The organism is Brevibacillus sp. NPDC058079 (assembly GCF_042885155.1).
Taxonomy (GTDB): domain Bacteria; phylum Bacillota; class Bacilli; order Brevibacillales; family Brevibacillaceae; genus Brevibacillus.
Genome location: NZ_JBHVSO010000011.1, coordinates 1 through 25,761 on the forward strand (window position 1 = coordinate 1; position 25,761 = coordinate 25,761).

The window sequence follows — 25,761 nt, forward strand, 5'->3', positions numbered from 1 at the left end:
TTGATAGGTTCGGTGTGGAAGCGCGGTAACGCGTGGAGCTGACGAATACTAATCGGTCGAGGACTTATCCACAAATTCTTAGCAATCATGCATATTCAGTTTTGAAGGAACAAACCTTCTATATGGAGCTGTGGTGAAGTTGGAGTTCACGCCGGTCTGTCACACCGGAGGTCGCGGGTTCGAGTCCCGTCAGCTCCGCCATTCTTATTTAAGAGTGGCGAACAAAGTATATGGCTCGGTAGCTCAGTCGGTAGAGCAGAGGACTGAAAATCCTCGTGTCGGCGGTTCGATTCCGTCCCGAGCCACCATGTACGAGCCATTAGCTCAGTTGGTAGAGCATCTGACTTTTAATCAGAGGGTCGAAGGTTCGAGTCCTTCATGGCTCACCAGTTTTTTCAATCGGACAAAATATGAATAGTTGATAAGATATGCGGACGTAGCTCAATTGGTAGAGCGTCGCCTTGCCAAGGCGAAGGTCGAGGGTTCGAGACCCTTCGTCCGCTCCATTTTTGTTCGTAAACACCACTTGCTATGGGCCAGTGGTGTTTCTTGCTTTATCCGCTGAACACTTTAAAAGACGAGTCAGCTTGTAGGGTGCCGATGCTTCTGGTACGATACTTGGAGTGTAAGCTCCTACGATGTTGGAGGTTTTATGAAACATAACAAAAGTATTTTGAAGAAAACGACCGTTGTTGACTTTAAGCAAGATGCTGCTTTTTTTGTTGACCGGGGAATGCGTTGTTTGAATCGGTACGACTATGATAAAGCATTGCGTTCATTTCGCCGAGCAGTTGAAATGGAGCCGACGAATGCAGAATGCCACTGCCATTTGGCTAGTGCCTTAGCTGAAACCGGACAGTTTGAAGCGTCAAATGAAGTCCTCTATGAAGTGATAGAAAAATGGGACCCATCCATGACAGAAGTGTATTTCTACATGGCGAATAACTATGCCAACCTAGAAGATTACCATATGGCAGAAGAAATGGCTGTTCGCTATTTACAAGAAGATAGCACTGGACCGTATCGGGAAGATGCCGAAGAGCTCCTCGACTATATTTACTTTGAGCTGGACATGCCACCGCGACACTTCCTCCCAAGTGAAAAAGAGGACGTATACAGCAAGCATGAACGAGCTCGTCGCAGTCTGGAAGAGGGACGTTTCTTGGAGGCACTGGATACCTTAAAAGAAATAGTCGAAGCTGATCCTGACTTTTTGCCAGCGTGGAACAATTTGTCTCTCGCCTACTATTATGCTGGGGAATTCCAGAAGGCGATGGAGACAATCGAACAGACGCTGGATAAGGAAGAAGGAAACCTGCATGCACTGTGCAACTTGGCGGTTTTGCTCTCCCATCACAATCAAACGACAGAGCTGTTGAGCTTGATTGATATGCTGAAAAAGGTCGTTCCGTTCCATCCGGAAAATACCTATAAGCTCGCAACAACAATGGGAGTGCTCGGCCAGCATGATGAAGCGTATTTCCATTACCAACGTATGCTCCGAAATGGACGGCCGCATGAAGCGTGCACGTACCATTATGCTGCGATCTCCGCTTATTTGAGCGGGAAAAAGGATCAATCACTGCGCTGGTGGCAAAAAGCCAAGCAGTTAGATCCAGAAGCAGGAATCGCAGATCAATACATTCAAATGGTAAAAAACGAACAAGAAGGGGAGACTATAAAACCGATCCCCTACCAATACAATACGACCCAACGTGATGTTTCTTGGGAAAAGGCTTCGTTCACAGGAGTGGAAGATTTTAAAACAGACCCGATGATTCGAGCTTCCCTTCTCTGGGCATTGCAGCATGGACGCGATGAAGTGAAATTCGCGGTGCTGCAAACATTGTCTCTGATCGGAGACGATGAAGCTGAAACTGCGGTTCGTCAATTTTATTACCAGACGGATAACCAACAGCTGCAAAAGTTGGCTTTGCTGGCTCTGGCTGATATGGGTGCAGACATGCCGGAAGGAACTCCTGATGGATCGAATAGTTCACCAACGACGACGGAAGAGCAAAAGAGCAGTATAGAAGAAGAAATAAGCCGTTATTTGCTCTCGCAGGGCAAGCAAGAGGCCGGAGAATGGTGCCTCGATGTATGGCGCAAGCATCATGAATATGCCCAAAGTCGTGTACAAGTGCGAAAAGAAGTAGCGTGGGTCGCAGCATTAGAATATGTATACGGAACGATAACGAACGAAAAACAGTCACAAGCCCTTCTAGCTCAAAAATACGGCATTTCTGCCGCTACCTTGGCAAAGTGCGTCAAAGTTTTGTCGACACTTGATTTTAAATAGATTATTACATTATAATTAATTTAAATAAGGAAACAAAACTGTGTGAGATGAGGAGGCAACAAGCATGAGCGATCAAAAAATTTATGATGTTATTATTGCCGGAGCTGGCCCTGCTGGAATGACGGCTGCAGTATATACATCCCGTGCGAACATGAGCACATTGATGCTGGAGAGAGGAATTCCAGGCGGTCAAATGGCCAACACGGAAGATATCGAGAACTACCCAGGCTTCACTTCTATTCTTGGCCCTGATCTCTCTACAAAAATGTTTGAGCATGCACAGCAATTCGGTGCGGAGTATGCATATGGCGAAATCAAGGAAATCCGTGATGAAGAGCCGTACAAGCGCGTTATCACGGGTGACAAAGAATACTTGACCAAATCTGTTATTGTGGCAACTGGTGCTGAGCATCGTTTGCTCGGTGTACAAGGCGAAAAAGAATTGTCCGGCCGTGGTGTTTCTTACTGCGCGGTTTGCGACGGTGCCTTTTTCCGCAATAAAGAGCTGGTGGTTGTTGGTGGAGGAGACTCCGCGGTGGAAGAGGCTGTATTCCTTACTCGCTTCGCTTCCAAAGTGACGATCGTTCACCGTCGTGATCAGTTCCGTGCACAGAAAATCCTGCAAAAACGCGCTTTCGATAACGAAAAAATCGAAGTGATCTGGGATACAGAACTAAAAGAGATCCGTGGTGAAGGCAAAGTACAAGCGGTTCTCTTGGAAAACACGAAAACAGGTGAACAAAGAGAATACCCAGCAGATGGAGCGTTCATCTACGTTGGTATGGACCCATTGACTGCAAGCGTACGTCCACTGGGCATCACCAACGATGCAGGCTACGTACTGACAGACGAAAAAATGAAAACCAAAGTAAAAGGTGTTTTTGCAGCAGGAGATGTACGCGAAAAAATGCTGCGTCAAGTCGTGACTGCTACTGGAGACGGTTCTATCGCTGCTCAATCTGCTCAACACTATGTAGAAGAGCTGAATGAAAAGCTAAAGGAACAAAATGTCACAATCTCTTAACCTGCTTGTAACATGGGTGAAATAATTCAAGAGTAATCTATAGACAATGAATTGACCCCCTTATCTATATAAACAATTGTTGCGTGGCTGGCATTCAGTCACGCATCTTTTTTTCTAAAAAAGCTTGTATGCCTATTGAAGACGTCATTGGAAAAACAGGGGAAGCGGTTCAAAAAGGTGCGAATAAGGTGGACAATATGGTATGCTATTGTCAGAATCGTAGGAGGCGAGTTGCGTGACGGAATTGGGAAACGACAAGGCCATGAATCTCCTGATTATTACCGGAATGTCAGGTGCGGGAAAGACAGTTGCTGTACAAAGCTTGGAGGACCTAGGCTTTTTTTGTGTAGACAACCTACCCCCTGTACTGATTCCCAAATTTGCTGAGTTGGTCAAACAGTCTGGTGGGAGTATTGAGCGAGTCGCATTGGTGATTGACTTGCGAGGGCGTGAGTTTTTTGAAAATCTAGCCGTAACCATGGAGAGCCTCAATCAGATGAATGGATTATCGTACCACATCCTTTATCTGGATGCGAACGATCAGACATTGGTTTCTCGCTATAAGGAAACACGTCGCAGACATCCGCTTTCCCCGAACGGTTCTCCTTTGGAAGGAATTCACGCTGAGCGCCGTTTGTTGGAGGAAATGAAGGGCTGGGCGCATCAGATTATCGATACGAGTCAAATGAAGCCAGTTCAGCTTCGAGAAAAAATCATCAACCAATACGGTCAACAAGGATCACCCCTTACGATTAATGTGCTGTCGTTTGGTTTCAAATACGGCGCACCGATAGACGCTGACTTGATGTTTGATGTCCGTTTTTTGCCTAACCCACATTATGTGGAGGATTTGCGTCCGAAAACAGGATGTGATCCAGACGTGGCAGAGTATGTGATGCAGCACAAGGACACAAAAGAATTCTTAGAAAAGCTTACAGACTTTTTGGGGTACACCCTGCCGCATTACCAGCGAGAAGGAAAAAGTCAACTTGTGATAGGAATTGGATGCACCGGTGGCAAACATCGCTCGGTCGCCATTGCAGAACATTTGGGAGAAACCTTTGGCAAAGATTTTTCTGTCCGTGTCAGTCATCGAGACATGGAAAAGAACAAATGAGCATAAGATGGCAGGAAAGACTGAAACGCGCATAAATAGCCACCTGTGGTATATGTATTAGAAATAATGAGGTGACATATGCCTACTAAGGGAGTCGGGAGGCTACAGTCAAGGCCATTACGGGTAGTCGTTATTGGCGGAGGAACGGGTCTGTCCGTCCTTCTACGCGGTTTGAAGCACGAGCCAGTGCATATCACAGCGATTGTTACGGTAGCAGACGATGGGGGAAGCTCTGGACGTTTGCGAGAAGAAATGGATATGCTTCCACCTGGCGACATTCGAAACGTCTTGACTGCTCTGGCCGATACAGAGCCGTTGATGGAAAAAGTCATGCAATATCGTTTTTCCACAGGCACGGGATTAGCAGGGCATAATTTGGGAAATCTATTACTTGCAGCGATGAACGAAATCACTGGAGATTTTGTCACCGCAGTCAAAACATTAAGCGGGGTTTTGGCAGTACGTGGAGATGTATTGCCAGCTTCCACGCAATCGATTCAGTTGAAAGCGGAAATGACAGATGGATCTCTCGTAATCGGAGAATCCCAAATACCGTTGACTGGCAAAGAAATCAAGCGGGTGTTCCTTGATCCGGAGGATGCTGTTCCTCTGAGCGAAGCCCTGATGGCTATTGCCGATGCGGATGCCATTTTGATTGGGCCTGGCAGCTTGTACACGAGCATCCTGCCCAATTTATTAGTACGCGGGTTATTTGAAGCGATTACACGCGCACAAGCCCCGAAAATCTACATTTGTAATGTCATGACACAACCGGGGGAGACAGACGGTTTTTCTGCATCCAGGCACGTGAAAGTCATGTATGAACATGTAGATAGACCATTTTTGGATACGATCATTGTCAATTCAGCCGAGCTGCCTGCCCATGTATTGGACAAATATGCGGAAAAAGGAGCAGCTCCTGTCCGATGTGACTTAAAGCAATTGCGCCAAATCGGTCTGCATGTTGTGGCGAGGCCGTTAGTCACATTTGAGGACGGATACCTACGTCATGATGCACATGCTGTCAGCAAGCAGGTTGTGTCACTCGTCAGACGAAGACGGAAGGTGCTGAAGATAGAGAAGGAGTAGTGAAGTCGATGTCATTCGCCGCGCATACCAAAAAAGAACTTACCATGACGGAGGGTGCCGATTGCTGCAGCAAGGCAGAGCTCTCAGCCTTGATTCGGATGAATGGAAGCCTGCAGTTTGGAGCCGGACGACTGGTGCTGGATGTGACGACAGAGAACGCGGCGATTGCCCGACGCATTTACACGTTAATCAAAAGGCTGTTTCAGATACACGCTGAACTACTGGTTCGCAAAAAAATGCGTTTGAAAAAGAACAACGTCTACATTGTGCGTATTCCAAATAAGGCCAATGAGATCTTGCAAGACTTGGGCATCATGGATCAAAGCCTGTCGTTTATCCCAGGAATCGCTCCTGAGATTGTAAAAAAGTCCTGTTGCCGCGCTGCTTATTTGCGGGGGGCTTTTTTGGCGGGGGGATCTGTGAATCATCCAGAAGCATCCAGCTATCATCTGGAGATTTTCACTTCCTATCAGGATTTTTGCGAAGCATTGACCAAGATCGCCAATCGGTATAAACTAAATGCCAAGTGCATCGAGCGGAAAAAAGGGTATGTTCTCTATATTAAAGAAGGCGAAAAGATTACAGAGTTTTTGAGCTTGATTGGAGCTCATCAGGCGCTTCTGTATTTCGAGGACGTCCGAATCGTAAAGGACATGCGGAACTCGGTAAACCGTTTACACAATTGCGAAATCGCCAACATAAACAAAACGGTGAATGCAGCCACCAGACAAATGGAAAATATTCAGCTCATCGATCAAGAGATGGGATTGGAGAATTTGCCAAAACGTCTGCGAGAGGTCGCGGAGCTTCGAGTGGCTCATCCTGACATCAATTTGAAAGAATTGGGTGAGATGGTGCCAAGCGGAGTAGTGAGCAAATCGGGCATTAACCACCGCTTGCGAAAAATTAACGAAATCGCTGACAAAATACGAGAAAAACAAAATATTTCGATGTAGATGCATGTTATACTAAAGGATAATAGTCTACAAGTGAGGAGGTCCATTCATGGTTCAACAGCAGGTCGTGGTTCACTTAAAGACCGGTTTGCAAGCTCGTCCAGCAGCCTTTTTCGTACAGGAGGCTAACCGTTTTGCATCGGAAGTATTCGTAGAAAAAGGCAACAAGAAGGTCAATGCGAAAAGCATCATGGGTATCATGAGCCTCGCAATCAGCTCTGGAACGGAAATTACCATTTTGGCAGAAGGGCCGGATGCCTCCCAGGCAGTCACCAGCCTTACGAATCTGGTAAGCAAGGAAGAATAGAGTTACGAGAGACACTTTTCCCTTGTAGGGAGGTGTCTTTTTTTGTTGGTCATCTTGATGATTATGTATCAATTCACTTCGGGCAGGGCATTTCTAACCATGTATATTGCATGAAGGAGGAATGACACATGAGTAACCGTGACAAGTGTTACGAAGGCCGCGATTGTTATGATATGGACATTGATCGGATGGTAAATGAGGGGCTGGGGGGCGGAGTTGTTTCCGACCAAAACGGACTGATTGAAGAAACGACTGTAGACACGATGACAGGGGCGTCGTCAGCCAAGCAAGCCATTGAAGATGAGCAATAGGGAGCCGCTTATGAATGTAACGAGAGCGCAAGCCATCATGAGCTCCGACGACCATATCAAGGTAGAGTACGAAGGACAAGCCGTTTGGATCGATGCTGTAGACGAAAAAACGTCAAAAGCACGTGTGCATGATGAAAAAAATCCAGGGCATAGCCGGACGGTCTATGTCAGTCAGTTAATGGAAGTATCACAATGATCCATCGAAAAGGCCGAGCAAACCAAGGGAAGCCTCTTGGGGTTTGCTCGGCATACAAAAAAACACTCGGCCCGTAGTCCAGGCACGAGTGCTTCTTTTTTTACTACATATCTCTTATTTTTTGGAAGACGATTCGGAAGTAATGACTTTGTCAATCAGTCCGTACTCTACTGCTTCTGCGGCAGAGAGGAAGTTGTCGCGATCGGTATCCTTTTGGATGCGCTCCAAAGGCTGTCCAGTGCGTTCAGCCAGGATGGTGTTGAGATGATCACGCATCTTCAAAATACGCTTTGCGGCAATCTCAATGTCGCTCGCTTGTCCTTGAGCTCCACCCAATGGTTGGTGGATCATGACTTCACTGTTTGGCAGAGCAAAGCGTTTGCCTTTTGCCCCAGCAGCCAGCAGGAATGCTCCCATCGAAGCAGCCATTCCGATACAAATGGTGGATACATCTGGCTTGATGAAGTGCATAGTATCGTAAATCGCCATACCAGCAGTAATAGAACCGCCTGGGCTGTTTATGTACAAGTGAATGTCTTTCTCCGGATCTTCCGCCTGAAGGAACAACAACTGTGCCACAACGATATTGGCTACGGTGTCGTTGATTGGGGTTCCCAGAAAGATGATGCGGTCTTTGAGCAGGCGGGAATAAATATCATAAGCACGTTCCCCGCGGTTCGTCTGTTCAATGACGGTTGGAATTAAATTCATATGCATCTAGTCTTCCTCCTCTCTTTGTAACAATATCATACACAAAAGGTCAATGAAGGTCAAACACATAAGTGCGTGCCCTCACTACCATGTTTGCCAATTTCCCTCTGTATAAACGTACTCAAAAAAGAAAACATTCATTCCTTGGAATTCTCATCGGCCTCGGCCAAATCGACGGCGAGTTTCAACGTGGCTTTCATCTTTTTTCCCTTGATGATCGTATATTCATCGACTTGTTTGGCTTGCAGCTGATTGATGGCTTCCGCCAGCTCCTGTTGGTCTTTATACGGTTCAATGGTCAATAAGCATTCTTCGTCACTGGCCTCTTGATAAATGAGAAAAAAACGTTCCCCTGCCATGGTAAGCCTCACTTTCGAAAGTTATCCACAATGTTATACACAGGTTGTGCACAAAAACGTTTGTTCGTGGGATATTTATTTTTTTTCCTAGTCTTGTCATGTTTGGGGAGAGAATTACATAGGAAATGTATGGAATAAAAAAGAAGGAAAAAGTTGATTCGTGTCGAACTTTACAAAATTGGAATTCATTTCATGATATTTAAGGGGTGTTTATTATGCTTCGCAAGTTTTCAACAATGATGCTGACAGCGGCTCTTCTAACAGGAAGTGTAGCGGCAACGGCTGCGTTTGCCCAAACTGCTCCTGCTCCTGTACAGCAACAAAAAATCAAGGTTCAGCTAAACGGCAAGGAGTTCCCATTCCCACAAGAAATCGTTACTGAAAATGGTGTTGCGTATGTAAATGCGAGCACATTGGCGATTGCTTTGGGTGGTTCTGCAGCATGGGATAGCACGACCAAATCTCTGCTGGTTGCCAAAGACAACCACTACGCTCTGCGTATGTACGAAAACAAAAACTTTGCTTATAAAAACGGCAAAGAAACCAGTGTAGCAAATCCGCCACGTCCAGTGACCGGAGCAGTGCTCGTTCCTCTCGTATTCATTGCCCAAGAATTGGGTGCAAAAGTAGAGTACGATGCAAAAACGCTCACTTACAAGCTGAGTATTCCAATTAATTCCTAATAATCAATGAGATACTTCTCATCAAGATAGCCACTTCTATGCGTAGAAGTGGCTATTTGCCTCAATACACCACGTGTACGCCTCTATTAGCAGACAGCGATAGAGGTTTTTTGATTGATTCTTCTTTTAATCATTTCTATTGCAAATTTTCTAAAATATCCTACAATAAGATTGTGATTCATAGTTTGCTCATAAATAAAGAGGGGGAAGCTTTCCTATGAAAAAACAGAAATCATTGTCGATACTGGCTGCAACATTTGCTCTGAGTACATTGCTCGCGGGCTGTGGTGGAGGTACGGGGACTGGTGGACAAAGCGCGACACCACAGCCGAGCAACAATAGCGGAGGAAGCACGGGCGGTGCAAGCGGGGCTACTGAGAAGCTCGTGATTGCTGTAGTTGGTCCGATGTCTGGTCAGTACTCTGACTACGGAAGCACTGCAAAAGCTGGTGCTGAATATGCATTGAAAGAAAAAAAGGAGGCATTTAAAGCACTTGGCTTTGATGTTGAATTGTCCGCGCAAGATGACCAAGCTGACCCGAAACAAGGGGTAGCAGTCGCACAAATGTTGATTTCAAATCCTGACGTAGTCGGAGTAGTTGGCCATGCTACAACAGGTGCTTCGATTACAGCAGCAGCGCAATACGAGCAAGAGAAGCTCGTAATGGTATCTCCTTCTGCAACGGGATCAGATTTGACTGAGCAAGGTAAGAAGATCGTACACCGCATTTGTGCGCGTGATGATCAACAAGGCTCCAAGGCAGCTATTTTTGCCAAAAATCAGTTGAATGTAAAAACGGCTTTTGTTATGCATGACAAGGCTGCTTATGGACAAGGTCTTGCGGAAGAAGTGAAAAAGCAATTTGAAAAAGACGGCGTACAAGTTCTCGGCTTTGAAGGGGTAACAGCAGGCGAGAAGGATTATAGTGCGATCATCACCCAAATCCTTGCGAAAAATCCAGAGATGATCTACTTCGGTGGATATTACTCTGATGCAGGGATCATCGTGAAGCAAGCACGTGAAAAAGGCTTCAAAGGTGTCTTCATGGGCGGCGATGGCTACGACTCCGCTGACATGGTGAAAATTGCTGGTGCGGAAAATGCGAATAACGTAGTCTTTACTTCTACTGTTGGCGATATTGGTGCTACGGAAGACGGTAAGAAATGGATCACAGACTTCGAGAGCGCGACTGGCAACAAAGTAGGGATCTTCACTTCGTTTGGTTATGACTCCATGGGTGTTATGCTGAACGGTTTGGAAGAAGCGATCAAAGCAAACGGCGGCAAAAAGCCAACTCGTGAACAAGTGCTGGAAGCTGTTCATAAAACCAAAGATTACAAAGGCAAATTCGTTAACGTAACATTCAATGATAAAGGCGACAACGACTTTGCTTCCGTATACGTGTACAAGTATGAGGATGGAAAGAAAGTATTTATGGGTGAAGCGAAGTAATTCTTCATTATGAATAAGCTATTTGGGACATACTACGTTTGGCATGAATACCAGAATGAAAAGGAAGGGATTCTGATGTCAAACAATCGTAATACGAAGAATGGCGGCAACCAAGGACACAGCAGCAAGACGCAAGGCACCCAAAAGCAAAAGTCCGAAAGAGATCGTAACCTGAATAAACAGGATCCACAATAACAAACAAAAACCCACCTGGCTCGACAGTGAGCTCGCAGGTGGGTTTTTGCTTCGTTATACTCGTTGCTTGCTGGGCAGACGCTGTTCCGGATGACCGTAGCCCTGATGCTGTTTGTTACGCAGGTTTTTCGCTTGGGATTCGCGAATTTTGGCCACGAACTCACTCGTGCTCATTTTGGTGAAATCCATAGGGCACCTCCACTGATGATGGGATGTACACCTTTCTAGGATGACCCAATTTGGTCCTGAACAATCGGCAGTGTAATCTCTACCACTGTACCTTCATGCTCCCTGCTTTTAATTTCTAGGCTGCCGTTATGGTCTTTCATGATTTTGCTGCTGATCATGAGGCCGAGGCCAGTTCCATTTTCTTTTGTCGTGAAAAAGGGGGCACCCAGCTTGTGAATCATTTCTTCAGAGATTCCACAGCCAGTATCCGTGAGTGTAATGAGTACTTGATGGTTGTCTTTTAAGGCGGTGGCAATAAGAACCTCACCATGTCCGTCGATCGCTTCGATGGCATTTTTAATGATGTTAATAAAAACTTGCTTGAGCTGGTTTTCTTCTCCTGCAATGATCGGATGGTAAGCAAATGCGGTACGGAAATTGATGTTTTTCAAATTTGCTTCCGATCTCAATAGTGCCAAGACACTTTCCAGCAAAGGGATGAGCGGAAGAGGCTTGATTTGGATGCTATGTGGCTTTGCCAAGACTAACAATTCACTCACAATAAAATTGATCCGGTCCAGTTCAGAGAGCATGATGTCGGCGTACTGCTGGTTATCATTCATGCTCGGATAAAGAAACTGGATAAAGCCCTTCAAAGATGTGAGCGGATTGCGAATCTCATGGGCGATTCCAGCAGCCAGCTCCCCAATTACGGACAGCTTCTCAGCCTTTCGTAATAGTTCCTCGTTATTTCGGCGTTCTGTAATATCCCGCGATACAATGATAAAGCCATCACAATCTCCCGTTTTTGTCAGGATAGGGGCACCCTTTGATTCGAGAACGATCCATTTGTTATTTTTCGTTTGGAAACGAAACTCGCATATCTTTGGTTCTTTGGTCGCCAGCAAATGGTGAAAATGGTCAATGACAGTTTGCCGATCTTCTGGATGAATCTCGACAAAGGTGAGCTGGCGGCAATTTTCACTCGTTTCGATTACACGTGAATGCGATGGGGAGAGATAGAGGATATCCCCGTTTTTATCCGTAATCAGAATAAGATCATCTGTGTATTCCGAGATGATTTTGTTCGTATTCTCACTTTTAAACAAGGCGGCCTCAGAGTATTTGCGTTCTGTGACATTTCGCGAGACTAACATGATGTTTTGGACGTCTCCTACCGCGCTTAAAATAGGGATTCCGCGTGTTTCGAAGGAGACCTCGTTTCCATTCCTATCCATAGAGCGGGTCTCGAAATGAACGGGTTGTTTCGTTGCCATGATCTCTTGAAATTTGTCCCGGAACATAGGGATATCCTCTGGATGTGTGAGTTGCAGGTTGTTAGGGGAAGTAACCTCGGCTGGAACAAATCCCAATTGCTCGATTGATGGGGATGCATAGATGCGTCGCATGGATAAATCATAAATCGTCACGATATCCTGGGTATGATCGATGAGGAGACGATATTTGGCTTCGGTTTGACGCAAGGCCTCTTCAATTTTTTTGCGGTCGGAAATGTCACGGGTAATGCAGGATGCACCAATAATTTTTCCCGTTTCATCTTTGATTGGAGCAGCTGACAGAATGACATCCATCTTCGTGCCATCTTTTCGCTGCCTGATGGTTTCGTAATTGGTTAGTAATACACCCATGCTCCTGACCGCATCAAATAACTGTTTGGTCTCGCTCCTATACTCGTCTGGAATAAAGCAGAGCGGTGAAGCGTAAATCTCCTCCATGGACCAACCGTAGTATTGCTCAAAAGCATGATTTACCAAGACGATATTGTTATCGAGATCACTAATCGAGATGGCATCCGTCGTAAAGTGAAAAAATGCTTTTAATATTTGATCTGGAAACAACACTTGCGTGATTTCCTTTTTTGAGCGTTTCTTTTTCCATAAGAAAGGGGTATTAAGCTTGTTCATCAGATTTCCCCCGCATAGTCTATCAAGTATTTGAGTGAGATAGCGTTGTCGTAACTATTCGAGATATAGGAGCCATTTTCCTATCAAAATTTGGAATAGTTTGTTATTCCATAATGAATTGGTTATGCATGAAGGTTCTGACTCGCATGGAAATCAGCTATAATGAGAGTTAGAAAAAAGTCGGGGGTGTATGCATGACTACTGGTTTTATCGTTGCGTTGGTGATCATTTTTATCGTCATCATCGGTGCGACGATTTTGGTTACAAACAAAGCTTATTCACGTAAACCTGAACAAATAGATCCGATTCTGCCCAGTAAGGATACTGCTGGTAGTAAGGAACTCGATCAATAATGCCAGTAGGCAAAAGAAAAGGAGTGGTTATCTCAACCACTCCTGCTTTATTGACGGTATCGGAAAGTATATAGCCTACAGTTTGGAGAAGCGTTCTACGATGTCATCAACAAGCAGTTCCGCAGAAAGGATACCGCCGCCTACGTTCCAGATCACTTCGTCAACTTGGAATGCCTTATTGTTTTTCGCGACATTCAGTTTTTGATAGAGCGGATCTTTCATCCATTCCTCGGTGTATTTATTGGCAGATCCATCACCGGAATAATCGCCGATCCAGTAAAACATGATGTCGCCATCCATTTCAGCCATGAGCTCTTTTGGAATGTCTTTTTTGAACTCATCGATGTCTTGGGAGGCTGGTCGAGCAAAGCCGAGCTGGCTCAAAACAACGCCAGAGAAAGTGTCTTTCAAGTAAAGACGAGTTTTACCAGCTACGAAACGAACGACAGAGACTTTCATCTTCGTCTTGTCACCCAGTTTTCCTTTTGCTTCCTCAATCTTCTTATCGAAATCAGCCATCAGCTTGTCGCCTTCAGCTTTTTTATTCAGTGCTTCTGAGTAAAGTGCAAAGTTGATTTTCCATCTGCCTACGAGATCCTCGGAGAAGACGGTTGGGGCAATCGAGGAAAGCTGAGCGTATACTTTTTCTTGTCCTTGGCGTCCTTTTGTTCCCAGAATCAGGTCTGGCTTCAGGCTGGCGATCAGCTCAACGTTTGGTTGGTTCTCGTCACCCAAATCAATTGCATCCTTCATTTTTTCTTTAATATGTGGATGCCATGGGTCACCAGGTTTACCGAGACCACTCATGACAGCACCAACTGGCGTAATCCCTAATGCGAGAACAGCCTCTGTGCTTTCACTGGTAAGAGCGACGACACGTTGCGGAGTCCCTTTTATTTTTGTTGACCCCATAAAGTGTTTTACTTCTCTCTCTTCAGACGCTGCCGATGCAGGCGCTGGTGTAGTTGTTGATGCAGCTGGAGTAGAAGAAGATGAGCTGGATGAAGACGTTGCCTGTCCCCCGCAACCTGTTACGAGCATTACAGCGGAAAGCATAGCCCCGAGCATCAAACGCAGGGAAGTTTTGCGCATGATGGAAAATCCCCCTTTTAACTGATAATGATTATCATTTTTTCTTCACTACTGTATATGCTTATATGACAATGTGTCAATATATTTTTTGGAATCAAAGGAAAACTATAGATATTTTTGTGCTGAATTTTCCAATAGCGATAATAAAAATCAATATCATTGACTAGCCCTATCCGCAAGCTTAGACTGATTAGTGGGAGAAACTTACATACTTATGTAGCGAATAGACAGAATAGGTAGAATGCAATGGAAAGAAGGGAACAGGCGTGAATGTGATTTTGTCCAGCCGACTGCAAAAGACTACTGTACTCATAGTAGGGCTCGTCGTCCTGGCAGTTGTGATGGTAGCTAGTATCCTTTTCGGAATCAATCGGTATTCGCTCACTACTGCAGTAGAGGCATACACCCAATTTTCCGGTTCAGAGGAACATTTGATTATTACGACTTCCCGAATGCCGCGTACACTGACAGCGGTAGCGGTGGGGAGCAGCCTCGCTGTAGCTGGTGTTTTGTTGCAGGCGTTGACGCGTAACCCTTTGGCTTCACCATCTCTTATCGGTGTGAACGCTGGAGCTGCAGCAGCTATTGTGACGACGATTGCTGTTTTTGGCTCGCAATTCCCAATGTCGCAAATGATGTGGGCAGGTTTTATTGGAGCGGGTGTGACGGCTCTGCTTGTATACGGGTTGGCTTCCGCTGGGCGGGGAGGCATGACTCCGATCAAGCTGACACTTTCGGGTGCAGCGGTGGCCGCTTTTGCTTCGTCTGTGACTTCTCTATTTATGCTGCTGCAAGAAAAGACGATGACAGAGGCCTTTTACTGGTTAGTTGGTTCTGTGGAGGGAAGACAGCTCGATCATTTTTTTATGATCATTCCTTATTTGCTAATAGGCTGGTTAGGCGCTATGTTACTGACCGGCTCGTTAAACTTGATGGTACTCGGTGATGATGTAGCGACTGGCCTGGGCCAAAAGATTATCTTGGTAAAAGCTACAGCGATTTTCCTCGTGGTGCTCTTGGCAGGTGGGAGTGTCGCGCTCGCCGGACCAATTGCATTTGTGGGCATCATCATCCCGCATCTTTGTCGTTTTTTAGTCGGCCTTGATCATCGCTGGTTGGTTCCCTATTCGATTGTCTTTGGCGGAGCTTTTCTGGTTTGCGCTGATTTGCTTTCTCGCCTTGTTTTGATGCCTATGCGTCTGGAAGTACCAGTAGGCGTAGCAACTGCCATGATCGGAGTGGCTTTTATCATCCCGCTGGTCAGGGGGAGGGCGTATGCATAGACATGTAGTTATTCGGACTAAAAAGCCAGCGCTCTCGTTTCATGTAAATAAGCGGGCGTTAGGAATTAATTTCATACTATTTTTGCTGTTAGCTGTTGTGATTGTATTGAGTATTGGCTTAGGTAGCTTGCATATTCCTGTGTGGGAAGTCATCAAAGCTTTTGTGGGAGCAGGCAGTGAACAGAATGAATTGATCGTGCTCGATTGGCGGTTGCCTCGCGTTGTCGTTTCAGTCATGGTGGGAGCTTCCCTGGCGGTATCGGGGGCCATCTTGCAGTCTTTGGTGCGAAATCCGTTAGCTTCGCCTGATTTGATCGGGACTACAGCGGGAGCGACGGCAGCGGCGGTAGCATTTATCACATTCGCAAAAGATGTAAGTGTGCAATGGATGCCATTGGTGGCCTTGGTTGGTGGATTGTTAACGGCTACGCTTACGTATCTCACTGCGTGGAAGGAGGGAGTCTCACCTTTTCGCCTCGCGCTTGTCGGTGTATGTATCTCAGCGGGTATGGGGGCATTAACGATCTTTTTCCTGGTGATCACCCAAACCCACAAAGCCTCAAACGCTCTAGGATGGATGACTGGAACGGTGTACGGTATGTCTTGGGTAAATGTCATGACGTTGCTTCCGTGGACCGTTTTGTTTCTCGTCGCTACGATTTTCCAAATCCGTTATTTGAATGCCCAGGAGCTCGGTGATGATATTGCTAAAGGCATTGGTGTAGCGATTGATAAGAAGCGATTGCTCTTGATTGCGATCAGTGTGGCACTGGCAGGTGCAGCGGTCGGTGTGGCAGGAGGGATCAGTTTTATCGGTTTGATGGCTCCACACATTGCTCGTAGGCTAGTTGGCTCTGCGTATGGCTACTTGCTGCCGGCTTCCGCTGTTTTGGGCGGGATGCTCGTCGTCTTGGCTGATTTGATTGGGAGAACGGTGTTTTTACCGCATGATTTGCCAGCTGGGATTTTTACCGCAGCGATTGGAGCGCCGTTTTTTGTTTATCTATTGTATAAAACGAGGAATTATCAATAGGGAATCGAAGTGTGTTTATCGATAGTTGAGTGAGAACCCTGAAGGAGAGTAGTGCTTCAGGGTTTTTTGTGTTTACTATCTGTCAATTTATTACAAAATATTACAAAATCCGAATTTACAAAACGCTTTAAATATGGTAAAGATTAGTATAAATTACATTTGTGATAATCAATGGGATTAATCGTTAAGGGCTACTTTGTGCATGGGAACCCCTATTATACGGAGAATAGCAAAAATCGATATTAACAGTCATAGTTCGATAAATGTAGACGTAATTCTAGTGAAATCATCAAATTATTACAAAAAATTACAAAACTTATATTTACAATTAAGTTGTAAAATGGTAAAAAATAATAGTACCTACTATCACAGCTTTTGGAGGGATTTATTCGTGAAAAAAGTCGTAGCAAGTCTATTGAGCCTGTCACTTGTATTATCTGCTTCTGTATCTGCACTGGCTGCAGAACCTGTAAAAATCTCTAAATCATCTCAAAAAGCTGCTTCGGCAAATGATCCTTATGAGCCAAATGATGATCCTGCATTTGCTTCCTATATCAATTCGAATGTTTCATATTCAGCAGAGATTGGTCACGTTAAAGATGCAGACGTTTTTAAATTTTATGCAAAACCAGGAGAACTGAAATTTTTACTTAGCAGCTTAACAGCGGAACAAGGACAATTTTGGGTTATTCTGCACAAATATGATGAACCAGGTTCAGGAACAAAGGACTTTTTCGCAGTAAACGGAACTGTTAACTTTACGACTAATATCACGGCAGAGGGAACGTATACGATTTCAATAATTGATAAACGTGCTATGGTAGTAAATCCAAAACCAATTAAACCAGTTCCTTATGCACTTAAGGCCATTTTTAATCAATAAGACGACTGACTATTCCTGCTAATATAACTGGAGGTATTATTCATGAAAAAATTCGTAGCTAGCGTATTGACTCTGACAGTAGCAATGTCTCTATCCGCATCTGCATTTGCAGCTGAACCTGTAAAGAATGTGAAAGCTTCTTCAAAAGCAGCTTCCGTAAGCGACTCTTATGAGCCAAATGATGATCCTGCATTTGCTTCCTACATCAATTCGAATGTTTCATATACTTCAGCGATCTCTCACAACAAAGATTTTGACTATTATAATTTTTACGCAAAACCAGGTGAAATCAAATTTGCATTAAGTAAATTATCTTCTGACTCTAAGACTGTAGATATCACTATCTTTACACCAGATATGAAGACATTGAAGTATGTTAATGGGAAGGCAAACATTAACTTCTCAGCAAACCTCCCAGCGGAAGGAAATTATAAGATTCTAATTGCCCATTACGATGGAGCTTTTAATCCAACGATCCCAATTACGCCAATTCCATACTCATTCAAAGCGATCTTTAATCAGTAAGGATCAACTGCTCGTGATCAAGTGATTCGTCTATACTTGGCACGCTCGAAAAATAGCCCCTTCGTAGGGGCTGTTTTTTGTTTTATGAAGTAAACGTAATCATTGTAAAGCAAATCAAAAAAGCAACCTCCTGATTCAGGAGATTGCTTCTTGGTTGTAAAGGTATGGTACGCCTGAAGGGAATCGAACCCCCGCACATGGTTCCGGAGACCATTGCTCTATCCACTGAGCTACAGGCGTATATTGTGACGACAACTTTTATTATAAAACATCGAGAATCTCAATGCAAACGAAAAAAAGTAGTTCAGCAGAAAAAACTAGCGATAAGGTAAGCGAGAGTGAAAAAGTCCATTGGTGAAGATCTTTCGCCATTTTTTGTGTTCTGTTTCATCAATTTGGCAGGAAAATTGCATGAGAGAACGAATATAATGAAAATAAAGAGTCATCGAGCAGCATGAGCAAGTGCGAAGGAGGCGAGCTTCATGAACATGGGATTGGGGTTATTTCAAGAACAAACACTGAAATTAGTGATGACGCCGGAATTACGCCAAGCGATTACCATATTGCAGTATTCAGCCATTGATCTCATCTCCTATTTGCAGGACCAGGCCAATGAAAATCCTGTTTTTGACCTTGAAGTGGCTGGAGAAGTCGCTTCTGCAAAAGCAGAGAAACCAGCTCCTGAGATTGACTGGAAAGAAATTGTGGGCAATCGCGCGACAGGTGAGTACCCTTCGTCGAAAAATGAAAGCACTTACAATCCGCTGGATTACGTCCAGCAAGGTGCGGAGACGCTGTACGAACATCTGGAGCGTCAACTTGGCTATGTAAAAGGATTCTCGTCGCTGCAAAAACAGATCGCTCTCTTTTTGATCGGGAATCTAGATGAGAAAGGATATTTGGAAATTACACTGGAGGAAGCGAGTGCGCGCCTGGGTGCTGAAATGCTGGAGATTGAGGACGTGTTGTCCGTTTTGCAGCATTTTGATCCAGTAGGCGTAGCTTCACGTAGCTTGGAAGAATGTCTTTTGCTACAGCTCGGGCATTTGGCACTCGATGACGAAAAGATCGTTCAGGTCGTTCGCAACCACCTGCAAGATTTAGCGGACAATCGCTATCAGCGGATTGCAGACAAAATCGGATGTACACCGCAAGAGGTACAGGCGATGGCAGACCTGATCCGTACGCTGAATCCGCGTCCAGGGGCGGCCTTTTCCACAGTAGAGACAAGATATGTCATTCCAGATGTGACAGTAGAGAAGGTCGGGAATGATTATGTGGTATTGGTCAATGATGTTGCTGCACCGCGGCTGAAAATCAACAGCTTTTATGAAAAAATGCTGAGCCAGCAAAAAAGTCAAGATGAAGCCAAGCAGTTCATTCACGATAAGCTGAATGCCGCCATGTGGCTGGCAAAAAGTCTAGAGCAGCGCCGCCTGACGCTCATGCGTGTAACACAGGCCATCCTCGATATGCAACGGGAGTTTTTTGATCGGGGGATTCATTATTTAAAGCCCATGACACAAAAGGAAATAGCAGAGCGGGTGAGCCTGCATGAATCGACGATCAGCCGGGCAACTAGCAACAAATACGTCCAGACACCGCGCGGAATCTTTGAACTGAAGTATTTCTTTACGTCAGCACTCTCTACTTCCAGCGGGGAAGCGACTTCTTCTGAGAGTGTGAAGCGCAGAATCAAAGCACTGATCGAGCAAGAAGATCGGAAGTCTCCGTTATCTGATCAAAAGCTGGGTGAGATGCTGCTTACAGAGGGGATTGAAATCTCCCGCCGCACGGTTGCCAAGTACCGGGAAGAAATGCTGATCCCATCGTCGGCTAAACGAAAGAGGTTTTAATGGGAATGAATGAAAAAACGTTTGAAATGGTCTTGTACGGACGAAATAAATGTCATTTGTGCGACGAGGTGGAGCTCTACATCCGCAGTTTGGCGGAGGAGTTCCCCCTTCGCATGCACATCGTTGATATTGAAAGTGATCCAGTCTTACATGAAGAAATGATGTTTGTCATTCCAGTAGTCGAGATTGATGGAGAGATCGTATTTCGTTCCATTACACATGTGGTGACGCTCGAGGAGCTGCGAAACGAATTACATAGACGTGCCGCTCGGTCATGAGTGGCACTTTTTTATATGGGTTCGCGGGAACTTGCAAGATATTGTTAAATATGATACATTCAAGTCGTAGCAAGTGATCTTTTTTTTGCACCAAGCGGGACATAAAATGTATATACAGGGACATTAAACGTCCCGATCAACAATTTGTAACCAAGGAAGAAGGCAAAATGCGACGTTTACTGGAACTGCAACAAAAATTGTTGCCTGACTTGATTCAGGTTTTGCGTCAGCGGTACATGTTGCTCCGATCCATCTATCATTTGCAGCCGATTGGCAGAAGAGGTCTTGCTCAAGCCATGGATACCACTGAGCGTATTTTGCGGGCAGAAGTGGAACTGCTAAAAGAGACGGGGCTCCTTCATGTAACGGCTGCGGGAATGAGCCTGAGTGAAGAAGGACAACAAGTCTTGGACGACATGGAGCCTCTCGTCGGAGAGCTATTCGGCCTTACAGACTTGGCGGAGCGACTGCAAAAAAAGCTGGGCATATCAGAAGTCATTGTGGTGCAGGGCAATGCAGACCAATCGCCTTGGGTAAAGGAAGAGCTTGGACGGGTAGGGGCAAGGATCCTCAAACAGGTCGTGCAAGAAGGAGACATTGTAGCGGTAACAGGTGGTTCATCCATCGCCAGCGTAGCAAGTCATCTGATGCCTTCTGCTTCGTTCAAAAACGTTCAGTTTGTCCCTGCTCGCGGTGGACTGGGAGAACGCGTAGAGCTGCAAGCGAATACGCTCGCTTCCGCCATGGCAGCGAAAACAGGTGCTTCTTATCGGCTTCTTCACGTACCGGATCGCCTTCATCCAGAAGCCTTGCAGACATTGGTTAAAGAGCCGCAAGTACAAGATGTGCTGTCTCTCTTGGGCGAAACTCGAATCGTTTTGCATGGGATCGGGGATGCCGTCACGATGGCGAGAAGGCGGAATTATTCGGAGGAAGAACTCGCAGAATTAGTGGAAACGGGTGCTGTATCAGAAGCATTCGGCTACTACTTTAATGAAGCGGGAGAAACGGTCCACAGAATGCCGACAATTGGTTTACAGCTAGAGGAAGTGCACAAGGCAGAAACTGTGCTCTCCATTGCGGGGGGCGAAAGCAAGGCAAAAGCGATTCTTTCCTTTGCTAAGCAATCGTGTCAGAATGTACTCATTACGGACGAAGGGGCAGCTTATACGCTGTTGTCCACACGATTGTAACGGAAGGAAGTCGGTCGCATGTCTATCACATCGGTAACACCCATCTTGGCAATGATCGCTGGTATCATTTTGAGCCTATCGCTCGGTTTTCCGATTGCATGGGGGATTGTTTTTGCGATCTTGGTCACACTGGTTAGTGTAAAAAGATTGGGTTATCCGTGGATGCAGCAGTTCGTGTTTGGCTGGGAAGGTGTCCAAAAGGCAAAGCCAGTCCTTACGATTTTGTTTTTAGTAGGACTCTTGATCCCGCTATTAATGATGGGAGGAACTATTCCCGCCATCATTTACTACGGATTATCGATTGTGAATGTCGAGTATTTGTTCGTTCTCTCTTTTCTGTTGACCGCAGGCGTCAGTTATTTATTGGGTACATCAATCGGTACGCTGAGTACGATTGGGCTGTCTCTGATGGGCATTGCCCAAGCAGCAGGGATATCACCTGCAATCGTAGGAGGTGCGCTCATCTCTGGAGCGATGGTGGGGGAACGTTTCTCACCGATATCCAGCAGTAGATTACTGGTGCTTTCGAATGTCGGTATGACAGAAGAGCAGGAAAGAAAAATACGGCGTCCTGCATTGCTTACGGTAGTGATTTGCGCGTTACTTTTCCTGATCCTTGATCTGTTTCGATCTCAGGCGAACTCGACGGATACCATTCAGATGTACCAAGAGCTGTTAGTCAGTCATTTTTCTGTACATTGGCTGCTCATGCTGCCTCTCGTCGTATTAATTGCCTCTTTTGCACTGAGAGTAAAAGCAGTGAAGGCATTGCTTTTCGGTATCGGAGCCAGTGCGATTCTAGTCGGGATCAATGGGAATTTGGATGTGAAGGCGTTTTTTACATCGATGCTATATGGATTTGAGCTTCATTCAGGAACGCCGCTGGATCAATTGGTCCATGGGGGCGGGATGTTCGCCATCTTCAGTGTTCTGGCGTTAATCATTCTCGCAGGCTTTTTAAACGGCATTTTGAACAGAGCCAATTTATTAACCCCCATCGTAGACAAAATGATGGGTCATACAAAAAATAAGACGGTGTTGGTAGCGAAGGCAACGGCATTGTCGTTGTTAGTGGTCATCATCAGTTGTAATCAAACCATTCCGATTCTGGTTCTAGGCTCGACTCTTCTCGGGAGGTTCTCCCAATGGGAGGGAGGGCGCGAGTTATTGGGCAAGACGATGCTGGACTCCACAGTTGTCATGCCTGTACTGATCCCATGGAACGGACTATCGATGATGATGGCACTCACGTTAGGTGTTTCGACGATCCAGACATTACCCTTTGTGTTTTTTCCAATCTTATTACCGATTGTTACGATATTATCGACCCGCTGGTTTTCGCCAGAGGGCAGGTTTCTCGCGATGAAGAATAAAGCTAGCTAATGAGCAGGAGGTATACATTATGGTAAAAGTAGGTATTAACGGATTTGGTCGTATTGGTCGTAACGTATTTCGTGCAGCACTGAACAATCCGAATGTAGAAATCGTGGCGGTCAATGACCTGACAGATGCACACACACTGGCTCACCTTTTGAAATATGACTCAGTTCATGGTGTTCTGAACGTGAGCGTTGAAGCTTTCGAAAACACGCTCATCGTTGACGGCAAAGAAATCAAGGTATTGGCAGAGCGCGACCCAGCTCAACTCAAGTGGGCAGATTACGGTGTTGAAATCGTAGTGGAATCGACTGGACGCTTCACGAAGCGCGAAGATGCAGCGAAGCACTTGGAAGGTGGCGCGAAAAAAGTCATCATCTCTGCTCCAGCAACAAATGAAGACATTACAGTCGTAATCGGTGTAAACGAAGACAAGTACGATCCAGCACAACACACTGTGATCTCCAACGCGTCCTGCACAACGAACTGCTTGGCGCCATATGCGAAGGTCCTCAATGAAAAATTCGGTATCGTGCGCGGATTGATGACAACTGTTCACTCATACACCAATGACCAACAAATTCTCGACCTGCCGCACAAAGATTTGCGCCGTGCCCGTGCAGCTGCGGAGAACATCATTCCAACCTCTACAGGAGCGGCAAAAGCGGTAGCACTCGTACTGCCTGAGCTGAAAGGCAAGCTGAATGGTTTCGCAATGCGCGTACCAACTCCAAACGTATCCGTAGTGGACTTGGTAGTTGAGTTGAAGACAGACGCAACTGTTGAAGAAATCAACAACGCTCTGAAGGAAGCGGCAGAAGGCCCACTCAAAGGCATTCTCGGCTACTCCGAAGAGCCGCTCGTATCGTCTGATTACAATGGAAACCCTGCATCCTCCACAATCGATGCTTTGTCTACAATGGTACTGGAAGGAAACATGGTGAAAGTCGTTTCCTGGTACGATAACGAGTGGGGTTACTCCAATCGTGTCGTAGACTTGTGTCATTATGTTGCACAGCGCGGCTTCTAACACGTAAAATAGAACTGTTGTGGAAAAAAAGGGAGAGCAATCTCCCTTTTCCCATATCTTTTTTCCGAATAAAAAGCCAATGATTTGGGAGGATCGTTCATGAACAAGAAATCTATCCGCGATGTTGAGCTGGCAGGCAAGCGCGTATTCTGCCGTGTCGACTTTAACGTGCCGATGCAGGACGGGGTAATCACCGACGATACACGCATTCGTGCTGCTGTACCAACCATCCGTTTCATGATGGAGGCAGGAGCCAAAGTAATCCTGGCGAGCCATTTTGGGCGTCCTAAAGGCCAAGTAGTGGAAGAGATGCGTCTTACTCCTGTCGCAGCTCATCTGTCTTCGCTCTTGGGCAAGGACGTGCGTAAGCTGGAGGATTGCCATGGTGCTGACGTAGAAGCGGCAGTAGAACGGATGGAGTCTGGCGACGTCATCCTGTTGGAAAACGTACGCTTCCATGCGGGAGAAGAAAAGAACGATCCAGAACTGGCAAAAAGCTTTGCGGCCTTGGCTGATCTGTTTGTGAATGATGCATTCGGGACAGCTCACCGGGCACATGCTTCTACAGCGGGAATCGCTGAGTACATACCAGCAGTTGCGGGCTTGTTGATGGAAAAGGAGATTCGCTTTATGGGCGGAGCCCTGTCCAATCCAGAGCGTCCGTTTACAGCGATTGTCGGCGGTGCAAAAGTAAAAGATAAGATTGCTGTCATTGAAAATTTGTTGACCAAAGTCGATCACTTGATTATTGGTGGCGGTATGGCGAATACATTCCTCAAAGCACAGGGTTACGGCATTGGGGCTTCTCTGTGTGAAGACGACAAGCTCGATCTCGCACGTACGTTGATGGGTCAGGCAAAAGAGCGCGGCGTTCAATTGCTGATGCCAGTTGATGTTGTCGTAGCTGACCGTTTTGCGGCAGATGCAGAAAAGCAGGTCGTGGCAATTGATGCGATCCCAGACGGCTGGATGGCACTCGATATCGGGCCAAAAACAGTCGAGCAGTACCACAGTGTCATTGTAGAATCCAAAACAGTGGTGTGGAACGGTCCGATGGGCGTATTTGAAATGGATGCTTTTGCAGGCGGCACGATTGGCGTAGCCAAGGCGATGGCAGCATGCAGCGGAACAACCATCATCGGTGGCGGTGATTCCGTAGCAGCTGTGGAGAAAGCAGGCGTAGCCGAGCAGATGACACACATTTCTACAGGCGGCGGAGCGTCCCTGGAATTCATGGAAGGCAAGGAACTGCCAGGCGTAGCTGTGTTGGCAGATAACTAATAAGAGCGAAGAGGGGGAGTTTGCATGCGAACACCAATTATCGCGGGGAACTGGAAGATGTTCAAAACGATGGCCGAGGCAAGAGCGTTTGCGCAGGAAGCCAAGGCAGGCAACAATACTTCCGGGGTACAAAAAGTCATTTGCGCACCTTTTACAGCGCTGGCTGCATTTAAGGAAGAGCTGGCGGGCACGGATATTGCCATCGGCGCGCAAAACATGCATTTTGAAGAGCAAGGTGCTTATACAGGGGAAATCAGCGCGTCCATGCTGAAAGAAATCGGTGTGGAGTACGTGATCCTTGGTCACTCCGAGCGCCGTCAATATTTCAATGAAACAGATGAGACTGTGAACAAAAAGGTTGTAGCCGCATTAGCAGCAGGTCTCGTACCAATTGTGTGTGTAGGCGAGAGTCTGGAGCAACGGGAAGCGGGCGAGACAGCTGACGTAGTCCGTACGCAGACAGAAGGTGCCTTTGCTGGAGTGGACGCTGCACAAGTGGCGGATACCGTTATTGCATACGAGCCGATTTGGGCGATTGGCACAGGCAAGTCTTCCACGGCAGAGGATGCGAATGAAACGATTGCTATTATTCGCCGTGTAATCGGTGAACGCTTCGGACAAGCGACAGCCGAGAAAGTGCGCATTCAATACGGCGGAAGCGTAAAGCCGGAAAACATCGCAAGCTACATGGCACAGCCGGATATCGACGGAGCATTGGTCGGTGGAGCGAGTCTCGTAGCGGACAGTTACTTGCAGCTTGTGGCAGGAGCTACGTCGCGATAGG

Annotated in this window: 27 protein-coding genes and 5 tRNA genes; 26 read left to right on the plus strand and 6 right to left on the minus strand. The window is 46.1% G+C overall.

The genetic code is table 11. The annotated features are described in order from the left end of the window. Positions 1-124: 124 nt before the first annotated feature. The 12 genes from ACFVS2_RS26960 (at position 125) to ACFVS2_RS27015 (ending at position 7,299) form a co-directional block, all read left to right on the plus strand. Positions 125-201 (plus strand) — tRNA-Asp (locus ACFVS2_RS26960). A gap of 31 nt (positions 202-232) precedes the next feature. Further along, a tRNA-Phe gene (locus ACFVS2_RS26965) sits at positions 233-308 on the plus strand. Between the two features lie 5 nt (positions 309-313). Further along, a tRNA-Lys gene (locus ACFVS2_RS26970) sits at positions 314-389 on the plus strand. Positions 390-430: 41 nt separating this feature from the next. After that, positions 431-506, plus strand: a tRNA-Gly gene (locus tag ACFVS2_RS26975). Positions 507-652: 146 nt separating this feature from the next. Further along, entirely contained in the window at positions 653-2,299 is a 1,647-nt protein-coding gene (locus ACFVS2_RS26980; protein WP_390239489.1) for a tetratricopeptide repeat protein, read from the plus strand. A gap of 64 nt (positions 2,300-2,363) precedes the next feature. Then, complete coding sequence (trxB, locus tag ACFVS2_RS26985) at positions 2,364-3,323, plus strand: thioredoxin-disulfide reductase (protein WP_173616976.1); 960 nt, start codon at positions 2,364-2,366, stop codon at positions 3,321-3,323. Positions 3,324-3,558: 235 nt separating this feature from the next. Next, positions 3,559-4,440: an RNase adapter RapZ gene (gene rapZ, locus ACFVS2_RS26990; protein ID WP_173616975.1), complete on the plus strand. Its 882-nt coding sequence runs from the start codon at positions 3,559-3,561 to the stop codon at positions 4,438-4,440. A 78-nt stretch (positions 4,441-4,518) separates the two neighbouring features. Further along, positions 4,519-5,529, plus strand: a complete 1,011-nt coding sequence (locus ACFVS2_RS26995) for a gluconeogenesis factor YvcK family protein (protein WP_390239490.1) — start codon at positions 4,519-4,521, stop codon at positions 5,527-5,529. A gap of 8 nt (positions 5,530-5,537) precedes the next feature. Continuing rightward, entirely contained in the window at positions 5,538-6,485 is a 948-nt protein-coding gene (gene whiA, locus ACFVS2_RS27000; protein ID WP_106656365.1) for a DNA-binding protein WhiA, read from the plus strand. Positions 6,486-6,534: 49 nt separating this feature from the next. Continuing rightward, positions 6,535-6,792, plus strand: a complete 258-nt coding sequence (locus ACFVS2_RS27005; protein ID WP_173616972.1) for an HPr family phosphocarrier protein — start codon at positions 6,535-6,537, stop codon at positions 6,790-6,792. Between the two features lie 128 nt (positions 6,793-6,920). Further along, entirely contained in the window at positions 6,921-7,103 is a 183-nt protein-coding gene (locus ACFVS2_RS27010; RefSeq protein ID WP_390239491.1) for a hypothetical protein, read from the plus strand. Positions 7,104-7,113: 10 nt separating this feature from the next. Beyond that, on the plus strand, positions 7,114-7,299 hold the full coding sequence (locus ACFVS2_RS27015; RefSeq protein WP_173616971.1) for an H-type small acid-soluble spore protein: 186 nt from the start codon (positions 7,114-7,116) through the stop codon (positions 7,297-7,299). Positions 7,300-7,413: 114 nt separating this feature from the next. Here ACFVS2_RS27015 and clpP read toward each other — a convergent pair whose 3' ends face one another. Both clpP and ACFVS2_RS27025 read right to left on the minus strand, forming a co-directional pair. Beyond that, positions 7,414-8,016, minus strand: coding sequence for an ATP-dependent Clp endopeptidase proteolytic subunit ClpP (gene clpP / locus ACFVS2_RS27020; protein WP_304502538.1), 603 nt, complete (start codon positions 8,014-8,016; stop codon positions 7,414-7,416). Between the two features lie 131 nt (positions 8,017-8,147). Next, entirely contained in the window at positions 8,148-8,369 is a 222-nt protein-coding gene (locus tag ACFVS2_RS27025; protein ID WP_390239492.1) for a hypothetical protein, read from the minus strand. 215 nt (positions 8,370-8,584) lie between these two features. On the opposite strand from ACFVS2_RS27025, the gene ACFVS2_RS27030 reads away from it, so the two are divergent. Further along, positions 8,585-9,052 carry a copper amine oxidase N-terminal domain-containing protein gene (locus ACFVS2_RS27030; protein WP_390239493.1) on the plus strand — a complete coding sequence of 156 codons (468 nt, stop codon included), beginning with the start codon at positions 8,585-8,587 and terminating at the stop codon, positions 9,050-9,052. A gap of 217 nt (positions 9,053-9,269) precedes the next feature. Beyond that, on the plus strand, positions 9,270-10,505 hold the full coding sequence (locus ACFVS2_RS27035; protein ID WP_390239494.1) for a branched-chain amino acid ABC transporter substrate-binding protein: 1,236 nt from the start codon (positions 9,270-9,272) through the stop codon (positions 10,503-10,505). Between the two features lie 249 nt (positions 10,506-10,754). Here ACFVS2_RS27035 and ACFVS2_RS27040 read toward each other — a convergent pair whose 3' ends face one another. Next, positions 10,755-10,889, minus strand: a complete 135-nt coding sequence (locus ACFVS2_RS27040; RefSeq protein WP_007720451.1) for a DUF4023 domain-containing protein — start codon at positions 10,887-10,889, stop codon at positions 10,755-10,757. 35 nt (positions 10,890-10,924) lie between these two features. Then, positions 10,925-12,793, minus strand: a complete 1,869-nt coding sequence (locus ACFVS2_RS27045; RefSeq protein ID WP_173616967.1) for a PAS domain-containing sensor histidine kinase — start codon at positions 12,791-12,793, stop codon at positions 10,925-10,927. 194 nt (positions 12,794-12,987) lie between these two features. Between ACFVS2_RS27045 and ACFVS2_RS27050 the strand changes: the two genes are divergently transcribed. Further along, positions 12,988-13,146 (plus strand): hypothetical protein, encoded by a 159-nt coding sequence (locus ACFVS2_RS27050; RefSeq protein WP_390239495.1) that lies wholly within the window; start codon positions 12,988-12,990, stop codon positions 13,144-13,146. A 75-nt stretch (positions 13,147-13,221) separates the two neighbouring features. On the opposite strand, the gene ACFVS2_RS27055 is transcribed toward ACFVS2_RS27050, so the two are convergent. Then, positions 13,222-14,238 (minus strand): ABC transporter substrate-binding protein, encoded by a 1,017-nt coding sequence (locus tag ACFVS2_RS27055; RefSeq protein ID WP_390239496.1) that lies wholly within the window; start codon positions 14,236-14,238, stop codon positions 13,222-13,224. A 266-nt stretch (positions 14,239-14,504) separates the two neighbouring features. On the opposite strand from ACFVS2_RS27055, the gene ACFVS2_RS27060 reads away from it, so the two are divergent. The 4 genes from ACFVS2_RS27060 to ACFVS2_RS27075 all read left to right on the plus strand — a co-directional run bounded on the left by ACFVS2_RS27060 (position 14,505) and on the right by ACFVS2_RS27075 (position 17,962). Next, a complete protein-coding gene (locus ACFVS2_RS27060) occupies positions 14,505-15,521 on the plus strand; it encodes a FecCD family ABC transporter permease (RefSeq protein ID WP_390239497.1) in 1,017 nt (338 codons plus the stop codon). After that, a complete protein-coding gene (locus ACFVS2_RS27065) occupies positions 15,514-16,554 on the plus strand; it encodes a FecCD family ABC transporter permease (RefSeq protein ID WP_390239498.1) in 1,041 nt (346 codons plus the stop codon). The genes ACFVS2_RS27060 and ACFVS2_RS27065 overlap by 8 nt, the downstream gene beginning before the upstream one ends. 391 nt (positions 16,555-16,945) lie before the next feature. After that, the gene (locus tag ACFVS2_RS27070) at positions 16,946-17,437 is read left to right on the plus strand and encodes a hypothetical protein (RefSeq protein ID WP_390239499.1); all 492 of its coding nucleotides are present in this window, start codon (positions 16,946-16,948) and stop codon (positions 17,435-17,437) included. A 42-nt stretch (positions 17,438-17,479) separates the two neighbouring features. Then, positions 17,480-17,962 (plus strand): hypothetical protein, encoded by a 483-nt coding sequence (locus ACFVS2_RS27075; RefSeq protein WP_390239500.1) that lies wholly within the window; start codon positions 17,480-17,482, stop codon positions 17,960-17,962. Positions 17,963-18,127: 165 nt separating this feature from the next. Here ACFVS2_RS27075 and ACFVS2_RS27080 read toward each other — a convergent pair. After that, positions 18,128-18,202: transfer RNA gene (locus tag ACFVS2_RS27080), tRNA-Arg, on the minus strand. A gap of 242 nt (positions 18,203-18,444) precedes the next feature. On the opposite strand from ACFVS2_RS27080, the gene rpoN reads away from it, so the two are divergent. The 7 genes from rpoN (at position 18,445) to tpiA (ending at position 25,760) form a co-directional block, all read left to right on the plus strand. Continuing rightward, the gene (gene rpoN / locus ACFVS2_RS27085; RefSeq protein ID WP_390239501.1) at positions 18,445-19,818 is read left to right on the plus strand and encodes an RNA polymerase factor sigma-54; all 1,374 of its coding nucleotides are present in this window, start codon (positions 18,445-18,447) and stop codon (positions 19,816-19,818) included. Further along, the gene (locus ACFVS2_RS27090) at positions 19,818-20,096 is read left to right on the plus strand and encodes a glutaredoxin family protein (RefSeq protein WP_390239502.1); all 279 of its coding nucleotides are present in this window, start codon (positions 19,818-19,820) and stop codon (positions 20,094-20,096) included. The genes rpoN and ACFVS2_RS27090 overlap by 1 nt, the downstream gene beginning before the upstream one ends. 167 nt (positions 20,097-20,263) lie before the next feature. Beyond that, a complete protein-coding gene (locus tag ACFVS2_RS27095; protein ID WP_173616958.1) occupies positions 20,264-21,289 on the plus strand; it encodes a sugar-binding transcriptional regulator in 1,026 nt (341 codons plus the stop codon). 18 nt (positions 21,290-21,307) lie between these two features. Next, positions 21,308-22,672: a Na+/H+ antiporter NhaC family protein gene (locus ACFVS2_RS27100; protein WP_390239503.1), complete on the plus strand. Its 1,365-nt coding sequence runs from the start codon at positions 21,308-21,310 to the stop codon at positions 22,670-22,672. Between the two features lie 19 nt (positions 22,673-22,691). After that, positions 22,692-23,696, plus strand: a complete 1,005-nt coding sequence (gap, locus tag ACFVS2_RS27105; protein ID WP_390239504.1) for a type I glyceraldehyde-3-phosphate dehydrogenase — start codon at positions 22,692-22,694, stop codon at positions 23,694-23,696. A gap of 99 nt (positions 23,697-23,795) precedes the next feature. Then, a complete protein-coding gene (locus ACFVS2_RS27110; protein ID WP_390239505.1) occupies positions 23,796-24,977 on the plus strand; it encodes a phosphoglycerate kinase in 1,182 nt (393 codons plus the stop codon). Between the two features lie 24 nt (positions 24,978-25,001). Next, positions 25,002-25,760, plus strand: coding sequence for a triose-phosphate isomerase (gene tpiA, locus ACFVS2_RS27115; protein WP_390239506.1), 759 nt, complete (start codon positions 25,002-25,004; stop codon positions 25,758-25,760). The last annotated feature ends 1 nt before the right edge of the window (position 25,761 follow it).

Coding starts and splice junctions, on each gene's coding strand:
- ACFVS2_RS27090 (WP_390239502.1), top strand. CDS start 19,818: ATGGGAATGAATGAAAAAACGTTTGAAATGGTCTTGTACGGACGAAAT.
- gap (WP_390239504.1), top strand. CDS start 22,692: ATGGTAAAAGTAGGTATTAACGGATTTGGTCGTATTGGTCGTAACGTA.
- tpiA (WP_390239506.1), top strand. CDS start 25,002: ATGCGAACACCAATTATCGCGGGGAACTGGAAGATGTTCAAAACGATG.
- ACFVS2_RS27055 (WP_390239496.1), bottom strand. CDS start 14,238: ATGCGCAAAACTTCCCTGCGTTTGATGCTCGGGGCTATGCTTTCCGCT.
- ACFVS2_RS27045 (WP_173616967.1), bottom strand. CDS start 12,793: ATGAACAAGCTTAATACCCCTTTCTTATGGAAAAAGAAACGCTCAAAA.
- rpoN (WP_390239501.1), top strand. CDS start 18,445: ATGAACATGGGATTGGGGTTATTTCAAGAACAAACACTGAAATTAGTG.
- ACFVS2_RS26995 (WP_390239490.1), top strand. CDS start 4,519: ATGCCTACTAAGGGAGTCGGGAGGCTACAGTCAAGGCCATTACGGGTA.
- whiA (WP_106656365.1), top strand. CDS start 5,538: ATGTCATTCGCCGCGCATACCAAAAAAGAACTTACCATGACGGAGGGT.
- ACFVS2_RS27100 (WP_390239503.1), top strand. CDS start 21,308: ATGTCTATCACATCGGTAACACCCATCTTGGCAATGATCGCTGGTATC.
- ACFVS2_RS27075 (WP_390239500.1), top strand. CDS start 17,480: ATGAAAAAATTCGTAGCTAGCGTATTGACTCTGACAGTAGCAATGTCT.
- ACFVS2_RS27025 (WP_390239492.1), bottom strand. CDS start 8,369: ATGGCAGGGGAACGTTTTTTTCTCATTTATCAAGAGGCCAGTGACGAA.
- ACFVS2_RS27065 (WP_390239498.1), top strand. CDS start 15,514: ATGCATAGACATGTAGTTATTCGGACTAAAAAGCCAGCGCTCTCGTTT.
- trxB (WP_173616976.1), top strand. CDS start 2,364: ATGAGCGATCAAAAAATTTATGATGTTATTATTGCCGGAGCTGGCCCT.
- clpP (WP_304502538.1), bottom strand. CDS start 8,016: ATGCATATGAATTTAATTCCAACCGTCATTGAACAGACGAACCGCGGG.
- ACFVS2_RS27110 (WP_390239505.1), top strand. CDS start 23,796: ATGAACAAGAAATCTATCCGCGATGTTGAGCTGGCAGGCAAGCGCGTA.
- ACFVS2_RS27095 (WP_173616958.1), top strand. CDS start 20,264: ATGCGACGTTTACTGGAACTGCAACAAAAATTGTTGCCTGACTTGATT.
- ACFVS2_RS27050 (WP_390239495.1), top strand. CDS start 12,988: ATGACTACTGGTTTTATCGTTGCGTTGGTGATCATTTTTATCGTCATC.
- ACFVS2_RS27015 (WP_173616971.1), top strand. CDS start 7,114: ATGAATGTAACGAGAGCGCAAGCCATCATGAGCTCCGACGACCATATC.
- ACFVS2_RS27035 (WP_390239494.1), top strand. CDS start 9,270: ATGAAAAAACAGAAATCATTGTCGATACTGGCTGCAACATTTGCTCTG.
- ACFVS2_RS27040 (WP_007720451.1), bottom strand. CDS start 10,889: ATGGATTTCACCAAAATGAGCACGAGTGAGTTCGTGGCCAAAATTCGC.
- ACFVS2_RS27005 (WP_173616972.1), top strand. CDS start 6,535: ATGGTTCAACAGCAGGTCGTGGTTCACTTAAAGACCGGTTTGCAAGCT.
- ACFVS2_RS26980 (WP_390239489.1), top strand. CDS start 653: ATGAAACATAACAAAAGTATTTTGAAGAAAACGACCGTTGTTGACTTT.
- ACFVS2_RS27030 (WP_390239493.1), top strand. CDS start 8,585: ATGCTTCGCAAGTTTTCAACAATGATGCTGACAGCGGCTCTTCTAACA.
- ACFVS2_RS27010 (WP_390239491.1), top strand. CDS start 6,921: ATGAGTAACCGTGACAAGTGTTACGAAGGCCGCGATTGTTATGATATG.